Origin of the sequence: Mammaliicoccus vitulinus, from assembly GCF_029024305.1 — a bacterium.
GTDB classification, from domain to species: domain Bacteria; phylum Bacillota; class Bacilli; order Staphylococcales; family Staphylococcaceae; genus Mammaliicoccus; species Mammaliicoccus vitulinus.
The window spans coordinates 973,101-994,308 of sequence record NZ_CP118974.1 but is presented as its reverse complement, the minus strand read 5'-3'; the positions used below and the strand labels follow the sequence as shown (position 1 = coordinate 994,308).

Sequence of the window (21,208 nt, the reverse complement as noted above, 5' to 3'; positions counted from 1 at the left end):
CTACAATATACCCGTATTAGAGTCGTTTAAGCTCAATCACAATATTTTATAACCATTACGCTTCATCATCTATTAATAAACCAACATAATGTATACGATTATTCATAAATGAAATGATATATTTCATGACATTATCACGCTCTGGTTCGTTATGTACTTCATGATTCAAGCCATGCCATGCTTTAAAATAAAGTTCATTCGTATTGATTGTTTTTCCAATTGTTCTTATAGATTCTGTATCTACTATTTTATCATCAGTACCTAACATAAGTAATGTAGGTATTGGAGAGATATGATGAATGTTTTCCATCGTACTCTTCATCGTTTCTAAAATCGTCTTATACCAATGATAGCTTACTTTATTTAACATTAAAGCATCTTTATTTGTATCATCAATTACTTCTTTATTACGTGTTAAACTTTCTACTTTAATTCCTGTATCAAACTTTGCATCTTTAGCAACTGTTCCGAAACTTGAAGCTAAAAAGTTTCTTCTTGTAGATATATTTTGTTGGAAAGCAACTAGTGGAGATATTAATAGTACACCTTCAACTTTAATGTCTACTTTTTCTAACAAGTTAAGTAAAATCAGTCCTCCTAAACCTACACCAAGTGTAAATACAGGCAAATGATATTCTTCTGCAATTGCTAGCCATTCCAAAACTTGTTCATGATATTCTTCAAAATTATCAACATGTCCTCTATGTACACGTGAAGTTTGGCCTTGTCCTCTTAGGTCTCCCATTATTACATGGTAGCCTTCTCTTCGTAGCTTAGTAATGACATATGCATATCTTCCTGTATGTTCAAGCATATTATGTACAATTACAACAATACCTTTAGCTTCTTTCTCAGTTTCCCATTTCCACATAATATTTTACTCCTTTTACTTATATCGCTACATTTTTGTTAAACTTAGTATAACAAATTTTTTCAAAAGAATGGAGAATCTTACATGATTAAATCTTTCAAAGGCAAAAGCCCTATTATAGACCCTAGTTGTTACATAGCTGAAAATGCTACATTAATTGGTGATATAAACATTGGCGAAAATAGTTCAGTATGGTTTAATGCTGTTATTAGAGGAGATGTTGCGCCAACGATTATCGGTAAAGGTGTCAATGTCCAAGATTTATGTTGTTTTCATCAAAGTCCTGACCAACCTCTCATATTAGAAGATTACGTAACTATTGGACATAAAGTTACTTTACACTCTAGCATTATCCGTAAACATGCACTAATAGGTATGGATTCCACAATTCTAGATGGAGCTGAAATTGGAGAATATGCATTTATCGGCGCTGGTTCACTAGTACCTCCTGGTAAAAAAATTCCGCCACACACTTTAGCTTTTGGCCGTCCCGCTAAAGTAGTTAGATCATTAACTGAGGAAGATTATAACGAATTAAAAAGAATCAATGATTCATATATAGAAAAAGCTAGACTCTATAAAGAAGATTGATATTACAAAATTAAAAACGCGCCCTTTAAATCTTTCACTTTAAAGGGTGCGTTTTAATTTAAGCTATTTTAAATTTGCTATGCATAATTGGTAATTTCACGATAATATATGCAATGATAATCTCATAAAACATAGAGAAAAATTTCTCAAAGAAGAATACAATATTTTGTGTAAAAATTGTTCCAAATCCTTGCCCACTAAATTGATAATTAACGAGTAAGAAATTATCAATGATATTTAATGCAATGATTGTAACAAATACTGTCCATGACCTTTTTGTAATCATAGCAATCAAAATTGCAAGAATGCCAATTACAATAGGTTCAAAAATAAATAATTGTACGAAGCTGTCTAACGGTTTCCCGAACATATAAAATGCCATATCCCTAAACATTATAATAACTCCTTTATAGTCATTTCTAATAATACAATTATATCATGATAAAACCCTTATAATTATTAAGAAACTTTAAAGATTTATCGCTTTTCTTAACATTAAATTAATATTAATGCATATTGAAACTTTACATTGAATTAGCAATCACTTCATATAATGATGTTATATTGAAACTGTAATCAACGACACTATTTAAAGGAGCATGATCAAATGCATTTCTTTAAAAAACTACTTATATCAATGTTAATACTTACACTTCTTCCACATGCAATGAGTATCGCTGCCGAACCAATTTCACCTACATATGAACAGGTAAATAAGTAAACTCCTTTTAAAGGGGTTATTTTTTGTGTTAGAATTCATTAAATGAATATTTTTACATTATATTCAAAATGTAAACGCTTAACTAATTCATTGTTTCCATGATAAAATATAAGAAATTACATATATCATTAAGGAGGACTTGCTATGCCTGTCGTAAAAGATATTTTTATTGCATTATCTAACAATAAATTCATGAATGAATCAGCTAAGAGAATGGGTCCTGCACTCGGTGCAAACAAGGTAGTAGCGGGAGTTGATATTGATTCAACAATCGAGACAGTTGAAAAATTAAATATGAAGGGAATATCATGTACGTTAGATAATTTAGGAGAATTCGTTACATCTCGTCAAGAAGCATTAGAAGCACAACAAAACATCGTCGAAATTATGCGAAGAAATTATAATGCAAATATTGATGCGCATGTTTCAATCAAACTAACGCAATTAGGCCTCAATATTGATAGAGAATTTGCCTATCAAAATACAAGAGAAATTTTATTAAAAGCACATGAATACGGGAATACATTCGTTAACATAGATGCTGAAAAGTTTGAAGATTTAGTAGGTATTACTGAAATAATTGATAGACTTAAAGGTGAATTTAAAAATGTCGGTACTGTTATCCAAGCTTATTTATACGATTCAATGAATATCATGGAAAAATATTCAGACGTCAGATTACGTTTAGTAAAAGGTGCATATAAAGAAGCTTCACATATTGCATACCAAACTAAAGAAGAAATCGACCAAAATTATATTAAATTAATTGAAAGACGACTGCTAACTGCTAAAGCTTTCACATCCATTGCAACACACGATCATAATATCATTAATCATGTTAAACAATTTGTAAAAGATAATAATATAGATAGAAATTCCTTTGAATTTCAAATGTTATTTGGATTCAGAACAGATTATGCGTATCAAATAGCTAGTGAAGGTTATAACTTCTGTATGTATGTTCCATTCGGGCAAGATTGGTTCGGATATTTCATGAGACGTTTAGCAGAAAGACCACAAAATATTAACTTAATGCTATTAGATATCTTTAATAAGAAAAACAAAGGCAAAATTGCATTTGGAGCAACACTACTAGCTGGTGTTTCTATTTTAATCGTAGGTGGCATCTCATTGTTAAAGAAAAAATAATGCATAAAAGCGACAAACATATGTTTGTCGCTTTTATAATTTATACTTGGCTTTCAATATTTTTAAGCAAGTTAGCCATTTCAATTGTAGCTAATGCAGCATCTCCGCCTTTATTACCTGCTTTAGTACCCGCTCTTTCAATAGCTTGTTCGATTGTTTCAGTAGTAACAACGCCAAAGATAACCGGCACTTCTGTTTCATCGTTTACTTTAGATATGCCTTTAGCCACTTCATTACATACGTAATCATAATGTGTTGTAGCACCACGAATAACACAGCCTAATGTAACAACAGCATCATATTTACCTGACTTAGCTAATTTTTTAGCAACTAATGGAATTTCAAATGCACCTGGAACGTATGCAACATGAATGTTATCTTCTTCTACATTGTGTCGTACTAATGTATCTTTAGCACCATCTAATAAGCGTCCTGTAATAAAATCGTTAAATCTACTCACTACTATTGCTACTTTTAATTCTGATCCGTTCATTTTACCTTCAAAGTTCATTTTAATTTGCCCCATTCTTTTTATAATAAGTGACCCATTTGGTCTTTTTTTGTATTCATATAAGATTCATTTGTTTCATTTGGTTTCATAACGACCGGCACCCTATTTGTAATGCTAATACCGAGCTCTTCAATTTGATTAAATTTATCAGGATTATTGCTGATAAGTTGTATTTCTTCTATATTAAAGTATTTCAATATTTGACTAGCTTCAGTATAATCTCTTAAATCCGCTTCAAACCCTAAAGCTTTATTAGCAGATATCGTATCGTAACCTTGTTCAATTAATTCATACGCTTTAAGCTTGTTAATCAATCCTATACCGCGACCTTCTTGAGGTAGATATAAAATCATACCACCGTGTTCTTGTATATATTTCATAGAATATTCTAATTGTTCACCACAATCACATCTCGCACTATGGAAAATATCTCCTGTTACACATTCAGAATGTATGCGAACATTCATACCATTTTCTATTTTGCCAGCACTTATCGCTAAATATTCCTTTTGATCTAATTCAGATGTAAAACCATACATATCAAATTCACCGAAAGCTGTTGGTAATTGAACTTTTGATTCGAATTTTATAATTTGATCATTTCTTTTTCTGAATTGTACGAGTGCTTCTATCGTAATCATTTTTAATTGATGTTTAAGTTTAAATTGATATAAATCTTCTCTTTTAGCCATTGTGCCATCATCATTCATAATTTCACAAATAGCGCCAGCAGGTTTAGCACCTGATAATTTTGCTAAATCAACACATGCTTCAGTATGCCCTACTCTTTCAAGCACACCATTATCTTGAGCGATTAATGGAAAAACATGTCCAGGTTTCACAAATGCACTTGGTGACGTTTCTTCAATAAGACCTTTTATAGTGTCGGTTCTTTCAAAAGCACTTATACCTGTTGTAGAAGACACATGGTCAACACTTACAGTAAATGCTGTCTTAAACTTATCTCCTGTTTCAGTCATTAAGTTTAAATTTAATTGTTCAGCTATGCCTCGGCTGACAGGCGCACATATTAACCCTCTAGCATGAGTAGCCATAAAATTAATTGTATCTGCTGTTAAATATTCAGATATTGCTATAAGGTCACCTTCATTTTCTCTATCTTCATCATCTACTACAATGATTGGTTTACCGTGCTTTAATTCTTCTATAGCATCTTCAACATTATCAAACATTATAAAGCCTCCTAAAATCCTAGATTTAATAATTTCTCTTGTGATAAATTCGAGTTATTTTGATGCGTTATTTTTTGGACATATTTAAACAATAAATCTGTTTCGATATGGACTTCATCACCTTGTTTTTTATGAACAAAAACGGTACGCTCTCTTGTCTCAGGTATTAAATGAATTTCAAATTTGTGCTGATACAATTTAAATATCGTTAAACTAACGCCATCAACTGTTATAGAACCTTTATCAATCATTTGTCCTAACAATTGTGCGTCAGTTGCTATTTCAATTATCCATTCATCTTTTCTTTTAGAGATATGTTTTATGACACCTTTACCATCTACATGACCACTTACAAAATGACCACCAAATCTACCATTAGCTAACATCGCTCTTTCAAGGTTTACTTTATCATTTGTTTTTAAGTGCTCTAAATATGTGACAGAGATTGTACCTGTAATAACTTCTACTTTAAATATTGATGCTTGTCTTTCAGTAACTGTTAAGCAAACGCCGTTTATTGCTACTGAATCACCAAGAGATAAATCATCAGTTATTTCAGGAGCTTCAATTATTAAAGTCTTAACACCACTTTGTGTCGTTGCGTTTTTTATTACACCAACTGTTTCGATTATTCCTGTGAACATCTTGTCACTTCTTTCTTAAAATTATTTTAAGATCTCCACCAATGATTTCTGTTGATATAATTTTAAATAACTTGCTATTGGATAATGGGTAAACATCATCTGTTCGATAATATTGATATTTCCCTTGACCACCAATCATTTTCGGGGCTTGATAAATAATCAATTGGTCTACTAAATCTTGTTCGATAAATTCACTTACAAGTTTTGGCCCTGCTTCTACCATAACTTGTGCATATCCAGCATCATATAAATGTTTTAGAACATTTTTTAGATTCGATAAATCTTTATGAACAACTTCGATGTTTTGGTTTTCTTTCACTTCAAAATCGGAACCTTCTGTTATCACAACTACAGGATTATCATGATCTTTAAAGATATCCAAGTTGTCATCAAATTCTGATTGACGTGTTAAGACGAAACGTTTTGGTTCTTTTAACCCTTTACTTCTAGTAGTTAATAAAGGATTATCTATTCGAACCGTCATACCACCAGTCATGATGGCATCATGTTGACTTCTTAGTTTCAAAACATCTTGTTTCACTTCTTTAGAAGTAATCCATTTACTTTCGTTGTTATCAGTTGCTACTTTCCCATCTAAACTTGTAGAAACTTTTACTGTTATATGAGGTAATTTCGTTTCTTGCTGATGAAAAAAGTCATTGTATAAAGCTTGTGCTCTTTCCGTTGGTTCGTAAGTTACTTCAATGCCGGCTTCTTGTAACATATCGTGTCCACTGTATTTAAGAGAACCATCTTTTACTGCATATACTACTGAAGTAATACCACTATCTATAATTGCTTTAGAACATGGTGGTGTTAAGCCATAATGCGAACAAGGTTCTAACGACACATATATTGTTGCATCAGTTGCTTCAGCACCTGCCATTTTTAAAGCTTGTATTTCTGCGTGAGCTTCACCCTTTTTTAAATGTGCACCGAATCCAATAATTCTATTATTTTTAACGATTACAGCTCCTACTGAAGGGTTCGTTGCGGTCTGACCTTGCAAACGTTCTGCTAAGTCTATAGCAAAATCTAAATATTGATTCATTTAACTTCCTCCTAAAATTAAAAAAAACCACCAAAAAATTAATTTTTTCGGTGGTTGGGAGTAAAAAATGTATCAAGAAATAAGCCTTTATGATTAAAGACATTAACATTTTAATATAACGAAATAAACGTATAAATACGCTGTCGTTTATTCTTTCTCCCATCCAGACTATACTGTCGGCTTCAGAATTACACTGAATCAGCCATAAACAAAATTTCATTTATGGGTCGCGGGCTTTAATACCGCCGGTTGGGAATTTCACCCTGCCCCGAAAGAATATCTTATTTAATTATATGCATCAGTAATCACTGATGTAGTCATTCTATACCATTTAACTAAGAATTACAAATGAAGATTCTTATATATTTATTTCTTTTTAGATTGAATCTTTTGAGTATTTTTTCTTTCTTTTAATTCAATATATAAATCATTTACTGCTCTAACCGATTGATCTACTAATAATGAAACACCATTCGCATCAAAGTTTACCCCACTCGTTAATTGACCTATTACTTTTAAATTAGGCATTGTGCCAAACTTCGGACTGATAACTTCATTTGAATATGGTAATACAAGAATGCCTCCAAATGGATGCGCAGCAATTATTTGTTTGTTTTCTAAACCTTTTATAAAATGTTCATCTTCACTTAACTCTGATAAATTCTTTTTCGGTCCTGTCGCATTGATCACATAATGGTAACGATCTTCTTTTTCTATACCTTTATATTTCAATCTAAATTTACCATAGTATTTTCGCACATTTTCCAAACCTTCTTTGACGACAATATCACCATTTTCAATCCATTCAATTAATTGTTTAGCTGAAGATTGAGGCATAGGATTAGTATTGCGCTTGAAATGTTGGCCATATTTTTCTAAAAATATCGTTTTATCATCAATGGTCATGGCATTCCAAATTGGAATCATATGATGTTTTACTTCTTCAACGAAAGATTGAAAATGCCCTACTTCATCTTCGTGTTTCAAATCATATTTCAGATTATAAACATTATCTTTCTTAAATCGGTACAGCATCTTATGCAAGTTAATATTTTGATAATTGCATTCTTTTTCAAATAATTTTTCTACTTCTTTTAAAGGCGCCATACCTTTATGCGTTTTTTGCAATTTCTCAATAGATTTGTCGTTAATATATTTCAGATTAATTTCATGTTTAATACCACGTACAGTAGGAAATTGTGCACTTCTAGATGTCACCACAATAGGTAATCGTTTATGATTCTCCATAACATATCTAATGACATCTATAGAACTTAGTCCTGTACCTAAAATTGCGATATCATCTTTTTCTTTCACATTACGTAAAGCTTGAGTAGTTGGATAAGGTGATTCAATATACCCTTCTATCCCTGATAAACCGTATGGATCTTTGTAAGGTAACATGCCCATTGTTAAAAATACATAATCATATTTTTGACAAACCGCTTCATCATCTTCTATATAACAAACATCTATTTTATATTGTCCACGTTCATCTTTAATTTCTTCTACATAACAACTATCTACTTTATGTTTATGAACAAAAATATTATCATGCTTATCCAATAAATCATTTAAGATAGATTTCATATAATGACCAAATACTAATCTAGGTAAATATTTAGCTTTACCATAATCAAATTCATCATTTTTCTTATACCATTTCTTAAAATCTTTTTCATTATTTGGATTTAAAGACATTTGATTTGCAGGTAAATTAATCAATAATCTATCACTGTCATTTTGAAATGGCTTCCCCATTCCCATATCTTCAGCACTATCAAAAATATCTACAGTTATATTTTTAAATTTTTTATGCTTGGATAATTGATTGAGCGTACTAACGCCTGCTGTTCCCATACCAATAATTGCAACTTTCAAATTAATCGCCTCCATAATTTAAAACGTATGATATGCAAAATTAAGCATATACAAAAAATGAACTCACAAACAAAAATCTCTCTTTATATAAATTTATCATAATTTTGATTCGCATAATCGCGCATTTACGTAAATATTCCTTTTTTCAAATAACGATAAACATAATGATCGTGTTGGGAGTAGCTTTTATAATTATGCAACAAATATGTTATAATTGTAAGCGTTAATATTTTGAATTTTTGAAAAAGGAGAAGTGTTATGTTATCTATACAAGATTTGACTAAAGTTTATCGTGGCGGTAAAAAAGCTGTAAACAGTATCAACATGGAAGTTGAAACTGGGGAATTTATAGCATTTATCGGCACTAGTGGTAGCGGGAAAACTACTGCATTAAGAATGATCAACCGTATGATAGAACCTACGAGTGGTACTATCACGTTAAACGGAAAAGATTTAAGTAAAATGAACTCAGTGAATTTAAGAAGAAATATAGGTTATGTTATCCAACAAATCGGATTAATGCCTCATATGACCATTCGTGAAAATATCGTTTTAGTTCCGAAACTACTTAAATGGCGTAAGGAAGATAAAGAGAAAAAAGCAAAAGAACTTATTAAACTCGTTGACTTGCCTGAGTCTTATTTAGATTTATATCCTACTCAATTATCTGGGGGTCAACAACAACGTATTGGTGTTGTAAGAGCTTTGGCTGCTGACCAAGATATCATTTTAATGGATGAACCATTTGGGGCTTTAGACCCTATTACAAGAGACACGTTGCAAGACCTTGTTAAAACATTGCAACAAAAATTAGGCAAAACGATTATATTTGTAACACATGATATGGATGAAGCGATTAAATTAGCTGACAGGATTTGCATTATGTCTGAAGGTGAAATCATTCAATTTGATACACCTAATAATATTTTAAAAAACCCTGCAAACGATTTTGTTCGTGAATTTATTGGACAAAACAGATTAATCCAAGACAGACCTAACTTAAGAGTTGTTGACGATGCTATGAAGAGTCCTATCACAATTACTTCTGAGAAAACAATCGATGAAGCTGTAACAGTTATGAGAGATAGACGTGTCGATACGCTATTTGTTACAAACGATAAAGGTAAACTGGTTGGTTATCTTGATGTTGAAGATTTAAATGAAGGTTATCGTAAAGGTTCTGACATCATAGATATTATGCATCGTGATATATACACTGTAAAAACTGGTACGATGCTTCAAGATTCTGTACGTACAATACTAAAACGAAATGTTAGGTTAATTCCTGTCGTGGACAATCATTATTACATAAAAGGCGTTATTACAAGATCTAGTTTAGTAGATATCGTTTACGATTCAATTTGGGGATTATCAGAAGAAGAAGCACAAAAGAATGAAATACAATAAGGAGTGAATATTAGTGATTGAATTTTTACAAGTTAATGGGAATGAACTTATACAAAAAACACTAGAACACTTCTATATTTCATTATTCGCTTTACTATTAGCTATTCTTGTAGCGATACCTTTAGGCATATTGTTAACGAGAACTAAAACGCTTGCCAAAGTGGTATTATCTATAGCTAGTGTTCTACAAACAGTCCCTTCATTAGCAGTATTAGCTTTAATGATACCTTTCTTAGGTGTAGGTAAACTACCTGCAATACTCGCACTATTCATTTATATATTATTACCTATTTTAAACAACACTTTTATAGGCATAAATAATGTAGATGAAAATGTAAAAGCAGCAGGATTAAGTATGGGTATGACTAAGTTTCAAGAGATGTACATGATTGAATTACCATTAGCTATATCAGTTATTATGAGTGGTGTTCGCTTATCGAGTGTTTATGCAATTAGCTGGGCAACATTAGCGAGTTTCATCGGCGCCGGTGGTTTAGGTGACTTTATTTTTAATGGTTTAAATTTATACCAACCTGATCTAATCATTGGTGGTGCTATAAGCGTTACATTAATTGCACTTATTATGGACTTTGTACTATCTAAAATAGAATATTGGGTAACACCTAAAGGATTAAAGGTTTCAAGATAAGGAGGAAGTAGAAACATGAAAAGATATTTTAAATTGTTATTGCCAATCATGGCTTTATCAGTCATTTTATCTGGATGTTCCTTACCTTTCCTTGGAGCTTCAGGTGATAAAAATTCAATAAAGATTGGCATGCAAAATACGAGTGAATCACAAATAGTAGGACATATAGATAAACTGATGATTGAACATGAAGCAAAAAAAGATAATGTTACTGAAAAAAATATTCAACTTATAAATAATTTAGGTTCATCAACAGTGACATTTAATGCACAGAACAGTGGCGACGTTAACATTTCAAGTGCTAGATATACTGGAACAGATTTAACGGGCGCATTAGGTAAAGATCCTATAACTGATCGTGAAAAAGCATTAAATGTAGTTAGAAATGCTTTTGATAAAGATTATGATCAAAAATGGTATGGATCATACGGCTTCGAAAACACTTATGCCATGATAGTTACTAAAGAAACTGCAAAAAAGTACAATCTTAAAAAAGTTTCAGATATGAAAAAAGTTGCGAATAAGTTAGAAGCAGGCGTCGATTCATCTTGGATGAAACGTCCAGGTGACGGATATCCAGCGTTTAAAGAAAAATATGGCTTTGACTTTAAACGTACAAGACCGATGCAAATAGGTTTAGTATATGATGCACTCAACACAGGTAAAATGGACGTCGTGTTAGGTTATACAACAGATGGTAGAATTGCAAGTTATGATTTAGTTGTACTAGAAGATGATTTAAAATTCTTCCCACCTTATGACGCAAGTCCATTAGTTTCAAAATCTTTAATTAAAGAAAAACCATATGTAGATCGTGCTATGAACAAATTAAAAGGAAAAATTTCGACTGAACAAATGCAAAAATTAAACTATGAAGCAGACAATAACCTTAAAGAACCTGCTGTAGTTGCGGAAGAATTTTTAGAGAAGAACAATTATTTTGATGATGAAAAGGATGGTGAGTCATAATGGTTGATGGTAATGTATGGTCACAATTAGTAAGTTATTATTCAACAAATGGCGGATATATATTTCAACTGTTTCTAAATCATTTACTCATTTCAGTTTATGGTGTACTATTTGCGGTTATAATAGGTATACCTATTGGAATTTTTATTGCTAGATATTCCAAGTTGTCAGGTTTTGTTATTTCTATAGCGAACATCATTCAAACCGTACCAGCCCTTGCACTTCTCGCAATTTTAATGCTCGTAATGGGTCTTGGCGCTAACACTGTTGTTATGACAGTATTTTTATACGCATTGCTTCCAATCATTAAAAATACTTATACAGGTATTAATAATGTAGATGCAAGTATAAAAGATGCCGGTAAAGGAATGGGTATGACGTCTAAACAAATTTTGACAATGGTCGAACTCCCCCTTTCATTATCAGTCATGATTGGTGGCATAAGAATTGCATTTGTTATTGCAATTGGTGTTACAGCAATTGGTTCATTTATAGGATCATCAACACTTGGTGATATTATCATTAGAGGTACAAATGCTACGGACGGTACATCACTTATTTTAGCAGGTGCAATACCTACTGCTTTATTAGCAGTATTAAGTGATTTACTATTAGGATATATAGAGAAAAAGCTTGATCCAACTAAGAGAAAACAAAAAGGACCACAACCTCAAACACTTTCGGAGTGATTAAAATGAAATTTTTATTTAAAGTTATTGTAGCAATAATTGCTATTTTATTACTTTCACCTAAGAAAAAAATTAAATAACTTTTATTAATAGCAAAGGTCATTATACAAAACTTTGCTATTAATAAATGCTTAATGTTAACATTGTTTAAATAAAAGGAGGAAGTAAAATGAAATTTAGAATATTAGGTAGTTTATTTTTATCTTCATCATTAATATTAGCAGCTTGTGGAAATGGATCTGATTCAGATAATAAATCTGAGAAGAAAGAAGAAACAAAGAGTTCTAGTCAAGTTGTAAAAGACTTACAAAGCAATGCTAAAGATGTAAAAAGTTATCATACTGATAACAACATTAAAGTTTCTGCTAAAGATCAAGAAGGTCAAGCTGTTAAAGTTGGCATGGATGTCGATGAAAAAAACACAGCAAAATTAAATATGGATCAAGCAGGTCAAAAAATGACGATTTATGTTCAAGGTAAAAAAATGTTAGCAAAAGTTGATGATCAATGGGTAGACCTTTCATCACAAATTGAAAACATGAACATAGATAGCTCATTAGATCAGTTAAATTATGAAAAATACGCTAAAACTTTAAGTGCATTTAAAGACGCTAAAGCTAAAAAAGTTGATGATGGATATGAACTTACATACAACATCAAAAACAAAGAAGATTTCACTAAATTAGCGAATGCTTCAGGAAACAAAGACCAACTTAAACAATTTGAATCTGAAGTTGATAAAGTCTCAGGTAAAGCAATATTAAAAGTAAATAAAGATAGTGAAATTGATTCATATAAGCTTAATGCAAAATTAACTAAAGATGATGAAACAGCGAATATGAAAACAAATGTCACTTATGACAAACTAAATGATATCGATGAAATTAAAATTCCAGACGAAGCGAAAGATGCTAAGAAAATTGAAGACTTACAAGGCGGTTCTTCAAACTCACCTTCATCAGGTAGCAGTTCAGACAAAGCTTCATAATTTTAAACAATATAAAAGAGCGTAAATTCTTATCTTTTTAAGAATTTACGCTCTTTTTACTTGGTCTTTATTTTTGTTTTTGTTTTTCTATTTTATCAAGCTTTGCATCTAAAGCTTTTACCGAAAGGTTCTTGTCTGTATCTTTATATTTATAAACGATATAGTACTTCCCTTCTGTCTTCAGCTCGTTATAGAAGTCTGCAATGATACGCGCGTTACTTTGAGCCCACTTAATATCTGTAGCATATTGATGGACGCCTGGTTTCTCTGGATTCCATCTCATACTATATAGTGTATTTTGTTCTGGATTAGATAGATAATGATCGTGTATAAATTTAGCACCACCAGAAATGGCTTTCTGTGGCGAATCCCAGCCACGTTTTTTAGCATATCTAGCACCAGTTCCAATTGGATCATTATCCAATGCACCTACACCATAAAAATTATAGTACTTTTTACCATCAGATTTCTCTTTGGACTTCGTTACTTTACCTTTATCCGTAAGTAATACTCCGTTCGCTAACTCACTGTTGTTATTACCAGTTTCTAAAATAGCGTGAGAAATTAAATACACTTCGTTCACATGCTCTTTCTTCGCTGCTTTTAAAAATTCTGTTGTATATTGCTCAAGTACTTCTTGTTTTCTTAGCATATGATGTATTCTTTTTTCTTCAATACCTTGATATTCTGATAGATTCAAGAATTGATAGACTTGCTTTTCATCGTTCAAGATTTTTTCTACATCCATCACTTCATGAATTTCACTTCTCGAAGCGTTTTTCCAATTGCCTGACTCTGTTGCTACTTGCATTCTAGTATCATTTTTATATTGTTTATTTACTGCTTTACTTAAAGTTAATGGTACTTCGACATTATCTTCTTGTTTATCTACTTCATAAAACTTCAAATGATCTGAAATCAAATAATAAAACAGGCCAACAATAATTGATAAAACTAATAATAATACAACTATATTCTTAATTGTTTCTAGCCTGGCATTTTTCATCGTTTCACCTCAAAATTTGTAAACCAACGACCAATTATAATCTATTAACTTGTTTTTATAATCGCAAAAAGTTCACTCTCTATATTCTATAGGATTACTACTTATTATTCAAAAATAAATATGTTACGTTTTAATTACTATTATATTTCAACAAAAAAAGCAAACATGCTTTAAAAGTATGTTTGCTTATTTATACGGTGTGTAATCCATAAATATAAATGACATTGCTGCTGATCTATTTTTATAGTTATAATGACTAAGGTTTATCGTTCCTTCTTCTTCGCCATTTCTATAATTCATAAATCTGTTTACATTATTAATCATAACAAAATCTGCATTATCTCTAATTTTATTTAATTCATTGTTTCTTGCAAAAAAATGTTCCAAATTTAGATGTTCGTAATCCATATGATGAGCCTCCTAATCTTTGCCCCAATAAAACATATGTCCATATATACCCAAATATACACGTTTATATAAGAATTGTAAATCATTTAAATCTATATTTTCAGCACTTATTTTCTTGATATTCGTAACTTTAAATGCACTTTTTTATAATATTGGTTGTATTTATTACAACTATTGTTATTTTACTTCGATTTTATCATTAATCACAAATTTTAAAGCTTTTTTATTATCACTTACAATACTTCTATCCGGAAATAATTGTGTGCATGCTCACCTCAAAGGACAACATGGAAAACAATAATTTTAATCACTACTATATGAAATATGAAAAGATGATACATTATTTATTGCATCGTTACAATATAAAATATGCTTATGATGATTATTTTCAACTCATGCTTATAAAACTATGGGAGTTATTACAAACTTTTGATGAGTTAAAAACAAATGCGATGGATAAATATATTTATACTAAACTAAAGTTTTACTTAATTGATTGTATTAGAAAATACAGCAAAGAAATGGACCGCTTCATTCCTACTTCGGACAATATTATGCTCGATCAAAGTTATGTCGAACATTATCATTGTGAATTGTATAGTATGCTTGAATTTTTATCACCTGAGGAACTCACGTGGTTTAATTTAACGTTACAAGGTTTTTCTACGCAAGAAATTGCAATATATATGGATAAAAGTGAATCTACTATTAAATATTATAGAAAAAATGCTAGAAACAAATTAAAGTCACATTATTTATTTTAGTTACAACGATATAACTTCTTTTTACAATCACCTATTTTGTTCATTTAGTATAATGATATTTAGGGGTGGCTATATGATATCCAAAATCAATCCGAATATGACAATCATTAAACAATCAGAAGATCCTCAATATAAATTCCAAATCGAATATTTAGATCAATCAATCCTCAATACGAACCTTTCAATTCATCTACTTATAAATGATGCTTTAAAAATTGAAGGTGCTAGCATGAAGACTAGAGAACAATACGCAAAATACGTTCTCAGAATTTCTAAGCTTATTCCTATCATGATTTATGCTACTCAAGACTTTGTTCTATTTCCAACGAGTGCTAAAAATCATATTCATTATATGCTCATAAATAGTAAACACATCACAAATATTGAAGCGTATAAATGTTATACGAGGCTTCTGTTTATCAATAATACCTCAAAAGTTATTTGTCATGATTTCCATACTATAAGCAGAAAAATGGGAGAATCATTAAGACTGCTACAACATCAAAAGCATCACATATTCAACTCATGATGCTTCATTCGCTGAAAAATCCTAGGACATTATTCCCTTTCTCAAAATAAAAAACAACTCATTTCACTGATTTATTCAGCTAGAAATGAGTTGTTTTTTATAAAACCTACGATTTTGTTCGTGCATGCTTGCCTGGGGGTATGGCTCGAGCCTGTAGTCTCTCACTCATACTATTCCCCCGGGCGTCCGCACTTTACAAAATCATTAGAGTTTACGACATTTATATCCGGAATCATTTTTTTTATTTTTCATGATGTGACAGTTTACTACTCACGCCTGATAACAATGCTTGATATGCGCTGTTAAAGAAAGTAAGCAACATTTCGTCTCTTCTTATAATACTTTCTAAGTCTTCTTCATAAATTAAAAAGCTACCATCTTTACCATTGTATTCTGCATACGATGGTTCTACTTGTTTTAAGTTAATTTTATCTTGCTTAAATGGATTAATCTTAATAACATAATAAGGAGACTCTCTATATTTATCCCCAAAGTAATAGCATAGTGAAACTGTATATTCATGATTACCTTCTACATAAAATATAGATGTTACATCAAATTTATCCCAAAATAATCCTGTTTTTACATCTTTAATATTTCTTGAATGTAAAAATTGATAATGATCATATTGAGCTTGTTGCATCAACCTTAATGCATGGTAAGCAGTTTTAGGATTAAATGTTCGTTCTTTATCATCTTTATCCAATGTTTTTTCGTAAGGAATATGGTAAGGTTTCGTATTAATTTTAATTTCAATATCATTATCCAATAACGTATCAAACACAAAATCATAATATTCTTTTATTGTTCGTCCAGATTTAACGATGATCGTTTCTTCTTTACCATCTACTTTAACTACTAATAGCTGATCTAATAAATCTAAAGTGATTTCAAATTCATGATTGTCTTTTTTTAATACGCCTGTAGATAACCCAACTTGATTAACGGTTAACATCACGTGTTTATACAATAGTTCAGGTTGTTTTACAGTTAAACAACATTTCCCCATAATTTGTGCGATATACCTTATTGTTGCACGTGTATCACGCCATTCATCAAAATATAACAAGCTCATCTATGAACCCCCCTAGTTAATCTACGTAATATCTTTAAATCTTCTAGCTATAAGTAAACGCCTAGTAAAATAAGCATTAATCCACTTAATCCCTTTATATCCTATGAACAACAATACTAAACCGATAACGAGATATAATAATTGTAAAGTCAATGCTTCGCTCATGGATTTAGTGAAATATAAAGTGAACGTCCCCAATATTAATAACGTAGCAGTAATAAGTATACCTGCCATCAATACATTACCGAACAACAATCCACCTAAAGTTATGATTTTATATAAACTACTTGGTGGAGCAGCCTTATCTATAATTTCATTTTCTACAAAATGATTAACAAATTTGCTTGGTTTACCATATTTTTCATATAAAAGTTCTTGATCAGTGCTATTCAACTTTTCATGAGCTCTATTTTTTTCTTTTTTATTTATGAACCATAATTTTTTATAAACAATGGCTTTGTATTGTTCATTATTCATTGTACACCTCTAAAAAGTCATTAATATTTTAATTATAACATTAAATAAAGTAAGCGTTGTTAATTTTTCTTAAATCAGACTATGAAGGATTTGATATTATGTTTTCGTTTCAAGTGTATAATCTAAACAAAGAGTATTCATGTATTTATAATTGTGAAAACTTATCACTACTCTATGTAACAGATGGAGAAATCCAAGTATTCTACTATTCACTCAATAAATATTCTTATGTAAAAAAAGGCTTTTATAGCATCGTACCTTTTGATGAATATAGTTATATCAATGCTTTAAATGGCGATGTAAAAATAATAAGCTTAAACTATCTTCTCATTTATACGATCGCCAATAATCTATACAATAACCTCATTTCAAAAGATTATACTAATTTACCTTTTTCTAAAAATGAGTATATAACTCAATATCATTTAAACCTTTTAGCTAAATATTCACCTTTTAAAGACTCCAGTTTAAGTACTGAAATATCATATAGTATCAACACATTACTCTATCTTCTACAAGAGAATATTCGAAAAGCATTTGATATATACTCATCTCAAACAATCCATCAACAACCATATAGTTTAAACTACACAAATATTAAACGCCGCAGATTATTTGATGCTTCAGTTGAATTACTTAACAATCCTCAAAAATCCATTGCACATATTGCTACTGAATTTGGATTTTACGATCAAGCTCATTTTACAAAAGTATTTAAAAAATATCGAAACATAACGCCACATGCATTTAGACAACGACATGCTTTCTTCAAACATTATAAATAAAGATTAATAATGTCTTTAGCTTCTATATTTTTATGCAATAGGTCTAACGAATCAAAATTCAAATCTTCTGTTATGTCATGAGTAATGACAATAACATCCATGCCAGCGTCAATTGCAGCTTTGGCACCATTTGTAGTATCTTCAATAGCTAAGCATTTACTAGGTTTAACATTTAGTTCATGAGCAGCCTGAATATATAATTCTGGATTTGGTTTTACAAACGCGACATCTTCACGTCCTTTGACGACATCTATATATTTATCTAATTCTAATCTTAAAACGTTTGGCATAATGTGTTCTTTATAACTACTTGTTGCTATACCCATTTTGATTTGATTTTGGTGACCGTATTCTACCAATTCTTTCACTACTGGTTTCATAGGCAATCGTTTTGTTCCTTCATAATGATCTTTGAACATTTCTTCTAAAGCTAATTCTGAGCCTAAAGCGGTGAGGATTTTATGATCTAATTCTTTAGAGACAGAGCCAATCGAAGCTTTGTATTCCTCAAGACTAATGGGTTCATTATTCTTGTCATTAATGTGTTTATTTAAAGTGTTAAATAAATTTATTTCTGTATCTATAATTGTACCGTCAAAATCGAATATTATTGCATCGTACATATTTTACACTCCATTCTAAAAAATAAAAGCCACGTTAAACGTGGCTTAATTTGATTATAGTTCTTCTGATTTAAGCGTCAACTCTAAACGGTCGATAATATTCTCTATTTGAATTAGACTCAGCGCTTTTTCTTGTGCTATTTGTTCTCTATTTGAAGCTAGAAATTGCACAATGATTTGCAGAGGAATAACTGCCCCTTTTTGTGTATCATCCTCATTGATTATAAACAAACCATCTAATTTGCTCAAGCTTAAATCATTTTGTTTTTCTGTAGATAAATCATTTTGAAAATATACTGCGCCGTGAGGAAAATCTTTATGTTTTCTCTCTTCCAAACTTGTTACAGCTTCATGTATATTTTCTTGATTTAATCCACTATAGAATTGATCAATTATTTGTTTACGACTTTTTTTATCGTTGTATAATTCTAAATTTTTTAACAAAGCTATTCACCTCATCTCGTTTCATCAATTTTAACATTTTATACTGAATTTTTAGAGTATTTTAATATTACATTTTCAAGTCATTTGTTACATGATATTTCTGATATTCACCAAAGGTTCATAATTAACTTATTTTCCGTATTGTAATTAGATATAAAAAATTATAACTTTAGATAGAGTTAATATATAAAATTGAAATAGAGGTTACAATTATGAATAAAATTTTTAATCCATTAAGAAGGTTACATTTTTACGCAGCTTTCTTTATAACACCTTTATTGTTAACCCTCTCTCTTACAGGTATCGGTTATTTATTTTACACTAATGTTGAAAATAACATATATCATCATGAGTTCTTTTCAGATAGTGATACTAAAGGCCATCAATCTTTAGATGACGCTGTACAAGAAATAAAAGAGGTTTATAAAGGTTATGAAATTCAAAAGATCAGTATAATGGATGAACCATATAATAATAGAGTAACAATTGGGAATGATGATGGTGAGTCTAGATATATATTTTTAGATGAACATAACCAAAGAGTTGCTAATCAAAATGCTCAATATACATATGCCAACGTACTACGTGAAACACATAGCTCACTTATGGTTGGTGGTAGTTTTGTAAACTATTTAGTTGAATTAGCAGCATGTTGGACTATTTTTATGATTATTTCTGGTGTTTACTTAACGTTTAAATCTAAAGCATTGAAAAAAACAAACAAGAAAACTTCATTTTTGTTTAATAGACGCGTACATGCCATTTTAGGATTAATTATTGCGATCCCTATCTTTGTTATCGTCTTAACGGGATTACCATGGTCGGCATTTATGGGTAAACAGATTAATCAGTTTGCAGAAGACCATCCTAAGTTAGGTTATTCAGCTTTAAAATCTAACCCACCTCAATCTGAAGATAATGAATTACCTTGGGCGACTAGAAATAAAGAAAAACCTACATCTAAAAAAGATCCACATGCAGAGCATCACGGCGCATCTAATAGCTTAATAGGTGCTGAAGGACAACAAAGTATCGAAAACATCATTGTGCAAGCAGAAAACAAAAATATTAAAAAGCCATTTTCAATCGTTTATCCAGCAGATGATAAAGGCGTATTTACAGTTTCGAAAAGTAGTAATACAGGTGTTACTGGTTTAGATGTAGCTCCTAAAGAAGAAACAACAGCATATTTTGATCAATACTCTGGAAAACTTCTTGATCAAGTGGATTACGAAGACTATGGTATTGTCGGCAAATGGTTTAGCTTTGGTATCCCATTACATGAAGGACACCTATTCGGTACAGCAAATAAAGTGATTAACCTACTCGTATGCTTAACATTTATTGGAGGAATTGTATTTGGATTCTTATCTTGGATGAGACGAAAAAATGCTGGTTCTTTTGGAGCACCTCCTCAAATGAAAGGCAGAGTTCCAATTGGACTCATAGCATTTTTAATAGTGTTAGGTATCATAATGCCACTATTCGGCGCGTCACTTATCATCGTTGCTATTGTTGAATATTTCATTTGGAGAAAAAATAAGAAAAAAGTTTAGAAGAACTCTCAGACTGCCAACAAAGTCACTAAAAGTGAACTTGTTGGCAGTTTTTTATTTTAAAAACTTATTCCTATTTATCATGTGGACCCTGACTTGATAAATTCACGGGCTCTATTTATCATGTGAGCCATGACTTGATAAATTCAAAATAAAATTTAACATAGAATCAACTCCTAAATAAAATTTTATCTATATTATAAAAAAATGGCGACAAAGTCTAAGAC

At 30.8% G+C, this 21,208-nt stretch carries 24 protein-coding genes and 1 riboswitch; of the genes, 11 read left to right on the top strand and 13 right to left on the bottom strand.

Going from position 1 to position 21,208, the window contains the following annotated elements; translation table 11 throughout:
- Nucleotides 1-55: 55 nt before the first annotated feature.
- Entirely contained in the window at nucleotides 56-871 is an 816-nt protein-coding gene (locus PYW35_RS05075) for an alpha/beta fold hydrolase (RefSeq protein WP_016911971.1), read from the bottom strand.
- Nucleotides 872-955: 84 nt separating this feature from the next.
- On the opposite strand from PYW35_RS05075, the gene PYW35_RS05070 reads away from it, so the two are divergent.
- Nucleotides 956-1,462 (top strand): gamma carbonic anhydrase, encoded by a 507-nt coding sequence (locus tag PYW35_RS05070; RefSeq protein WP_103322725.1) that lies wholly within the window; start codon nucleotides 956-958, stop codon nucleotides 1,460-1,462.
- A 58-nt stretch (nucleotides 1,463-1,520) separates the two neighbouring features.
- On the opposite strand, the gene PYW35_RS05065 is transcribed toward PYW35_RS05070, so the two are convergent.
- Nucleotides 1,521-1,856, bottom strand: a complete 336-nt coding sequence (locus PYW35_RS05065) for a hypothetical protein (protein ID WP_103322726.1) — start codon at nucleotides 1,854-1,856, stop codon at nucleotides 1,521-1,523.
- A 471-nt stretch (nucleotides 1,857-2,327) separates the two neighbouring features.
- Between PYW35_RS05065 and PYW35_RS05060 the strand changes: the two genes are divergently transcribed.
- Entirely contained in the window at nucleotides 2,328-3,332 is a 1,005-nt protein-coding gene (locus PYW35_RS05060) for a proline dehydrogenase family protein (RefSeq protein ID WP_016911967.1), read from the top strand.
- A gap of 40 nt (nucleotides 3,333-3,372) precedes the next feature.
- On the opposite strand, the gene ribH is transcribed toward PYW35_RS05060, so the two are convergent.
- The 5 genes from ribH to PYW35_RS05035 form a co-directional block, all read right to left on the bottom strand.
- On the bottom strand, nucleotides 3,373-3,843 hold the full coding sequence (gene ribH, locus PYW35_RS05055) for a 6,7-dimethyl-8-ribityllumazine synthase (protein ID WP_103323315.1): 471 nt from the start codon (nucleotides 3,841-3,843) through the stop codon (nucleotides 3,373-3,375).
- 20 nt (nucleotides 3,844-3,863) lie between these two features.
- Nucleotides 3,864-5,039: a 3,4-dihydroxy-2-butanone-4-phosphate synthase gene (gene ribB / locus PYW35_RS05050; RefSeq protein ID WP_275068759.1), complete on the bottom strand. Its 1,176-nt coding sequence runs from the start codon at nucleotides 5,037-5,039 to the stop codon at nucleotides 3,864-3,866.
- Nucleotides 5,040-5,047: 8 nt separating this feature from the next.
- The gene (locus tag PYW35_RS05045) at nucleotides 5,048-5,680 is read right to left on the bottom strand and encodes a riboflavin synthase (protein WP_103323317.1); all 633 of its coding nucleotides are present in this window, start codon (nucleotides 5,678-5,680) and stop codon (nucleotides 5,048-5,050) included.
- A 4-nt stretch (nucleotides 5,681-5,684) separates the two neighbouring features.
- The gene (gene ribD, locus PYW35_RS05040) at nucleotides 5,685-6,731 is read right to left on the bottom strand and encodes a bifunctional diaminohydroxyphosphoribosylaminopyrimidine deaminase/5-amino-6-(5-phosphoribosylamino)uracil reductase RibD (protein WP_103323318.1); all 1,047 of its coding nucleotides are present in this window, start codon (nucleotides 6,729-6,731) and stop codon (nucleotides 5,685-5,687) included.
- Between the two features lie 147 nt (nucleotides 6,732-6,878).
- A riboswitch (FMN riboswitch) is annotated at nucleotides 6,879-7,011 on the bottom strand.
- Between the two features lie 86 nt (nucleotides 7,012-7,097).
- Nucleotides 7,098-8,612 (bottom strand): FAD/NAD(P)-binding protein, encoded by a 1,515-nt coding sequence (locus tag PYW35_RS05035; protein ID WP_204107808.1) that lies wholly within the window; start codon nucleotides 8,610-8,612, stop codon nucleotides 7,098-7,100.
- Between the two features lie 258 nt (nucleotides 8,613-8,870).
- Between PYW35_RS05035 and PYW35_RS05030 the strand changes: the two genes are divergently transcribed.
- From PYW35_RS05030 to PYW35_RS05010, 5 genes are all read left to right on the top strand, one after another.
- The gene (locus tag PYW35_RS05030) at nucleotides 8,871-10,019 is read left to right on the top strand and encodes a betaine/proline/choline family ABC transporter ATP-binding protein (RefSeq protein ID WP_103323203.1); all 1,149 of its coding nucleotides are present in this window, start codon (nucleotides 8,871-8,873) and stop codon (nucleotides 10,017-10,019) included.
- A 13-nt stretch (nucleotides 10,020-10,032) separates the two neighbouring features.
- Complete coding sequence (locus PYW35_RS05025) at nucleotides 10,033-10,668, top strand: ABC transporter permease (RefSeq protein WP_103323202.1); 636 nt, start codon at nucleotides 10,033-10,035, stop codon at nucleotides 10,666-10,668.
- Between the two features lie 15 nt (nucleotides 10,669-10,683).
- A complete protein-coding gene (locus PYW35_RS05020; protein ID WP_103323201.1) occupies nucleotides 10,684-11,637 on the top strand; it encodes an osmoprotectant ABC transporter substrate-binding protein in 954 nt (317 codons plus the stop codon).
- Nucleotides 11,637-12,326: an ABC transporter permease gene (locus tag PYW35_RS05015; RefSeq protein ID WP_016912409.1), complete on the top strand. Its 690-nt coding sequence runs from the start codon at nucleotides 11,637-11,639 to the stop codon at nucleotides 12,324-12,326. The genes PYW35_RS05020 and PYW35_RS05015 overlap by 1 nt, the downstream gene beginning before the upstream one ends.
- A 169-nt stretch (nucleotides 12,327-12,495) precedes the next feature.
- On the top strand, nucleotides 12,496-13,314 hold the full coding sequence (locus PYW35_RS05010) for a DUF6612 family protein (protein WP_103323200.1): 819 nt from the start codon (nucleotides 12,496-12,498) through the stop codon (nucleotides 13,312-13,314).
- A gap of 67 nt (nucleotides 13,315-13,381) precedes the next feature.
- Here PYW35_RS05010 and sagB read toward each other — a convergent pair whose 3' ends face one another.
- Nucleotides 13,382-14,320, bottom strand: a complete 939-nt coding sequence (gene sagB, locus PYW35_RS05005) for a peptidoglycan release complex glucosaminidase SagB (RefSeq protein ID WP_016912411.1) — start codon at nucleotides 14,318-14,320, stop codon at nucleotides 13,382-13,384.
- A 186-nt stretch (nucleotides 14,321-14,506) separates the two neighbouring features.
- Nucleotides 14,507-14,728, bottom strand: coding sequence for a hypothetical protein (locus PYW35_RS05000; RefSeq protein WP_016912412.1), 222 nt, complete (start codon nucleotides 14,726-14,728; stop codon nucleotides 14,507-14,509).
- A 287-nt stretch (nucleotides 14,729-15,015) separates the two neighbouring features.
- Between PYW35_RS05000 and PYW35_RS04995 the strand changes: the two genes are divergently transcribed.
- Together PYW35_RS04995 and PYW35_RS04990 are read left to right on the top strand one after the other, a co-directional pair.
- On the top strand, nucleotides 15,016-15,492 hold the full coding sequence (locus PYW35_RS04995; RefSeq protein ID WP_204107807.1) for a sigma-70 family RNA polymerase sigma factor: 477 nt from the start codon (nucleotides 15,016-15,018) through the stop codon (nucleotides 15,490-15,492).
- Nucleotides 15,493-15,565: 73 nt separating this feature from the next.
- Nucleotides 15,566-16,021 carry a competence protein ComK gene (locus PYW35_RS04990; protein WP_103323491.1) on the top strand — a complete coding sequence of 152 codons (456 nt, stop codon included), beginning with the start codon at nucleotides 15,566-15,568 and terminating at the stop codon, nucleotides 16,019-16,021.
- A gap of 241 nt (nucleotides 16,022-16,262) precedes the next feature.
- Here the strand turns inward: PYW35_RS04990 and PYW35_RS04985 are convergent, their stop codons facing one another.
- Nucleotides 16,263-17,096: a DUF5996 family protein gene (locus PYW35_RS04985; protein WP_204107806.1), complete on the bottom strand. Its 834-nt coding sequence runs from the start codon at nucleotides 17,094-17,096 to the stop codon at nucleotides 16,263-16,265.
- Nucleotides 17,097-17,117: 21 nt separating this feature from the next.
- Complete coding sequence (locus tag PYW35_RS04980) at nucleotides 17,118-17,573, bottom strand: hypothetical protein (protein ID WP_016913081.1); 456 nt, start codon at nucleotides 17,571-17,573, stop codon at nucleotides 17,118-17,120.
- Nucleotides 17,574-17,671: 98 nt separating this feature from the next.
- Here PYW35_RS04980 and PYW35_RS04975 point away from each other — a divergent pair, with 98 nt between their 5' ends.
- On the top strand, nucleotides 17,672-18,358 hold the full coding sequence (locus tag PYW35_RS04975) for a helix-turn-helix domain-containing protein (protein WP_103323490.1): 687 nt from the start codon (nucleotides 17,672-17,674) through the stop codon (nucleotides 18,356-18,358).
- Here PYW35_RS04975 and PYW35_RS04970 read toward each other — a convergent pair.
- Both PYW35_RS04970 and PYW35_RS04965 read right to left on the bottom strand, forming a co-directional pair.
- Entirely contained in the window at nucleotides 18,349-18,981 is a 633-nt protein-coding gene (locus tag PYW35_RS04970) for an HAD-IA family hydrolase (protein ID WP_103323489.1), read from the bottom strand. The two genes, PYW35_RS04975 and PYW35_RS04970, sit on opposite strands and share 10 nt — an antisense overlap.
- Before the next feature lie 54 nt (nucleotides 18,982-19,035).
- Entirely contained in the window at nucleotides 19,036-19,425 is a 390-nt protein-coding gene (locus tag PYW35_RS04965; RefSeq protein ID WP_103323488.1) for a hypothetical protein, read from the bottom strand.
- A 212-nt stretch (nucleotides 19,426-19,637) separates the two neighbouring features.
- Between PYW35_RS04965 and PYW35_RS04960 the strand changes: the two genes are divergently transcribed.
- Complete coding sequence (locus PYW35_RS04960; protein ID WP_103323487.1) at nucleotides 19,638-20,981, top strand: PepSY-associated TM helix domain-containing protein; 1,344 nt, start codon at nucleotides 19,638-19,640, stop codon at nucleotides 20,979-20,981.
- Nucleotides 20,982-21,208: the final 227 nt, after the last annotated feature.

What these genes read in the sequence shown, in the direction of transcription:
- PYW35_RS05075 (WP_016911971.1), bottom strand. Translation starts at nt 871, where the DNA reads ATGTGGAAATGGGAAACTGAGAAAGAAGCTAAAGGTATTGTTGTAATT.
- PYW35_RS05070 (WP_103322725.1), top strand. Translation starts at nt 956, where the DNA reads ATGATTAAATCTTTCAAAGGCAAAAGCCCTATTATAGACCCTAGTTGT.
- PYW35_RS05065 (WP_103322726.1), bottom strand. Translation starts at nt 1,856, where the DNA reads ATGTTTAGGGATATGGCATTTTATATGTTCGGGAAACCGTTAGACAGC.
- PYW35_RS05060 (WP_016911967.1), top strand. Translation starts at nt 2,328, where the DNA reads ATGCCTGTCGTAAAAGATATTTTTATTGCATTATCTAACAATAAATTC.
- ribH (WP_103323315.1), bottom strand. Translation starts at nt 3,843, where the DNA reads ATGAACTTTGAAGGTAAAATGAACGGATCAGAATTAAAAGTAGCAATA.
- PYW35_RS05045 (WP_103323317.1), bottom strand. Translation starts at nt 5,680, where the DNA reads ATGTTCACAGGAATAATCGAAACAGTTGGTGTAATAAAAAACGCAACG.
- ribD (WP_103323318.1), bottom strand. Translation starts at nt 6,731, where the DNA reads ATGAATCAATATTTAGATTTTGCTATAGACTTAGCAGAACGTTTGCAA.
- PYW35_RS05030 (WP_103323203.1), top strand. Translation starts at nt 8,871, where the DNA reads ATGTTATCTATACAAGATTTGACTAAAGTTTATCGTGGCGGTAAAAAA.
- PYW35_RS05020 (WP_103323201.1), top strand. Translation starts at nt 10,684, where the DNA reads ATGAAAAGATATTTTAAATTGTTATTGCCAATCATGGCTTTATCAGTC.
- PYW35_RS05015 (WP_016912409.1), top strand. Translation starts at nt 11,637, where the DNA reads ATGGTTGATGGTAATGTATGGTCACAATTAGTAAGTTATTATTCAACA.
- PYW35_RS05010 (WP_103323200.1), top strand. Translation starts at nt 12,496, where the DNA reads ATGAAATTTAGAATATTAGGTAGTTTATTTTTATCTTCATCATTAATA.
- sagB (WP_016912411.1), bottom strand. Translation starts at nt 14,320, where the DNA reads ATGAAAAATGCCAGGCTAGAAACAATTAAGAATATAGTTGTATTATTA.
- PYW35_RS05000 (WP_016912412.1), bottom strand. Translation starts at nt 14,728, where the DNA reads ATGGATTACGAACATCTAAATTTGGAACATTTTTTTGCAAGAAACAAT.
- PYW35_RS04995 (WP_204107807.1), top strand. Translation starts at nt 15,016, where the DNA reads ATGGAAAACAATAATTTTAATCACTACTATATGAAATATGAAAAGATG.
- PYW35_RS04990 (WP_103323491.1), top strand. Translation starts at nt 15,566, where the DNA reads ATGATATCCAAAATCAATCCGAATATGACAATCATTAAACAATCAGAA.
- PYW35_RS04985 (WP_204107806.1), bottom strand. Translation starts at nt 17,096, where the DNA reads ATGAGCTTGTTATATTTTGATGAATGGCGTGATACACGTGCAACAATA.
- PYW35_RS04980 (WP_016913081.1), bottom strand. Translation starts at nt 17,573, where the DNA reads ATGAATAATGAACAATACAAAGCCATTGTTTATAAAAAATTATGGTTC.
- PYW35_RS04975 (WP_103323490.1), top strand. Translation starts at nt 17,672, where the DNA reads ATGTTTTCGTTTCAAGTGTATAATCTAAACAAAGAGTATTCATGTATT.
- PYW35_RS04970 (WP_103323489.1), bottom strand. Translation starts at nt 18,981, where the DNA reads ATGTACGATGCAATAATATTCGATTTTGACGGTACAATTATAGATACA.
- PYW35_RS04960 (WP_103323487.1), top strand. Translation starts at nt 19,638, where the DNA reads ATGAATAAAATTTTTAATCCATTAAGAAGGTTACATTTTTACGCAGCT.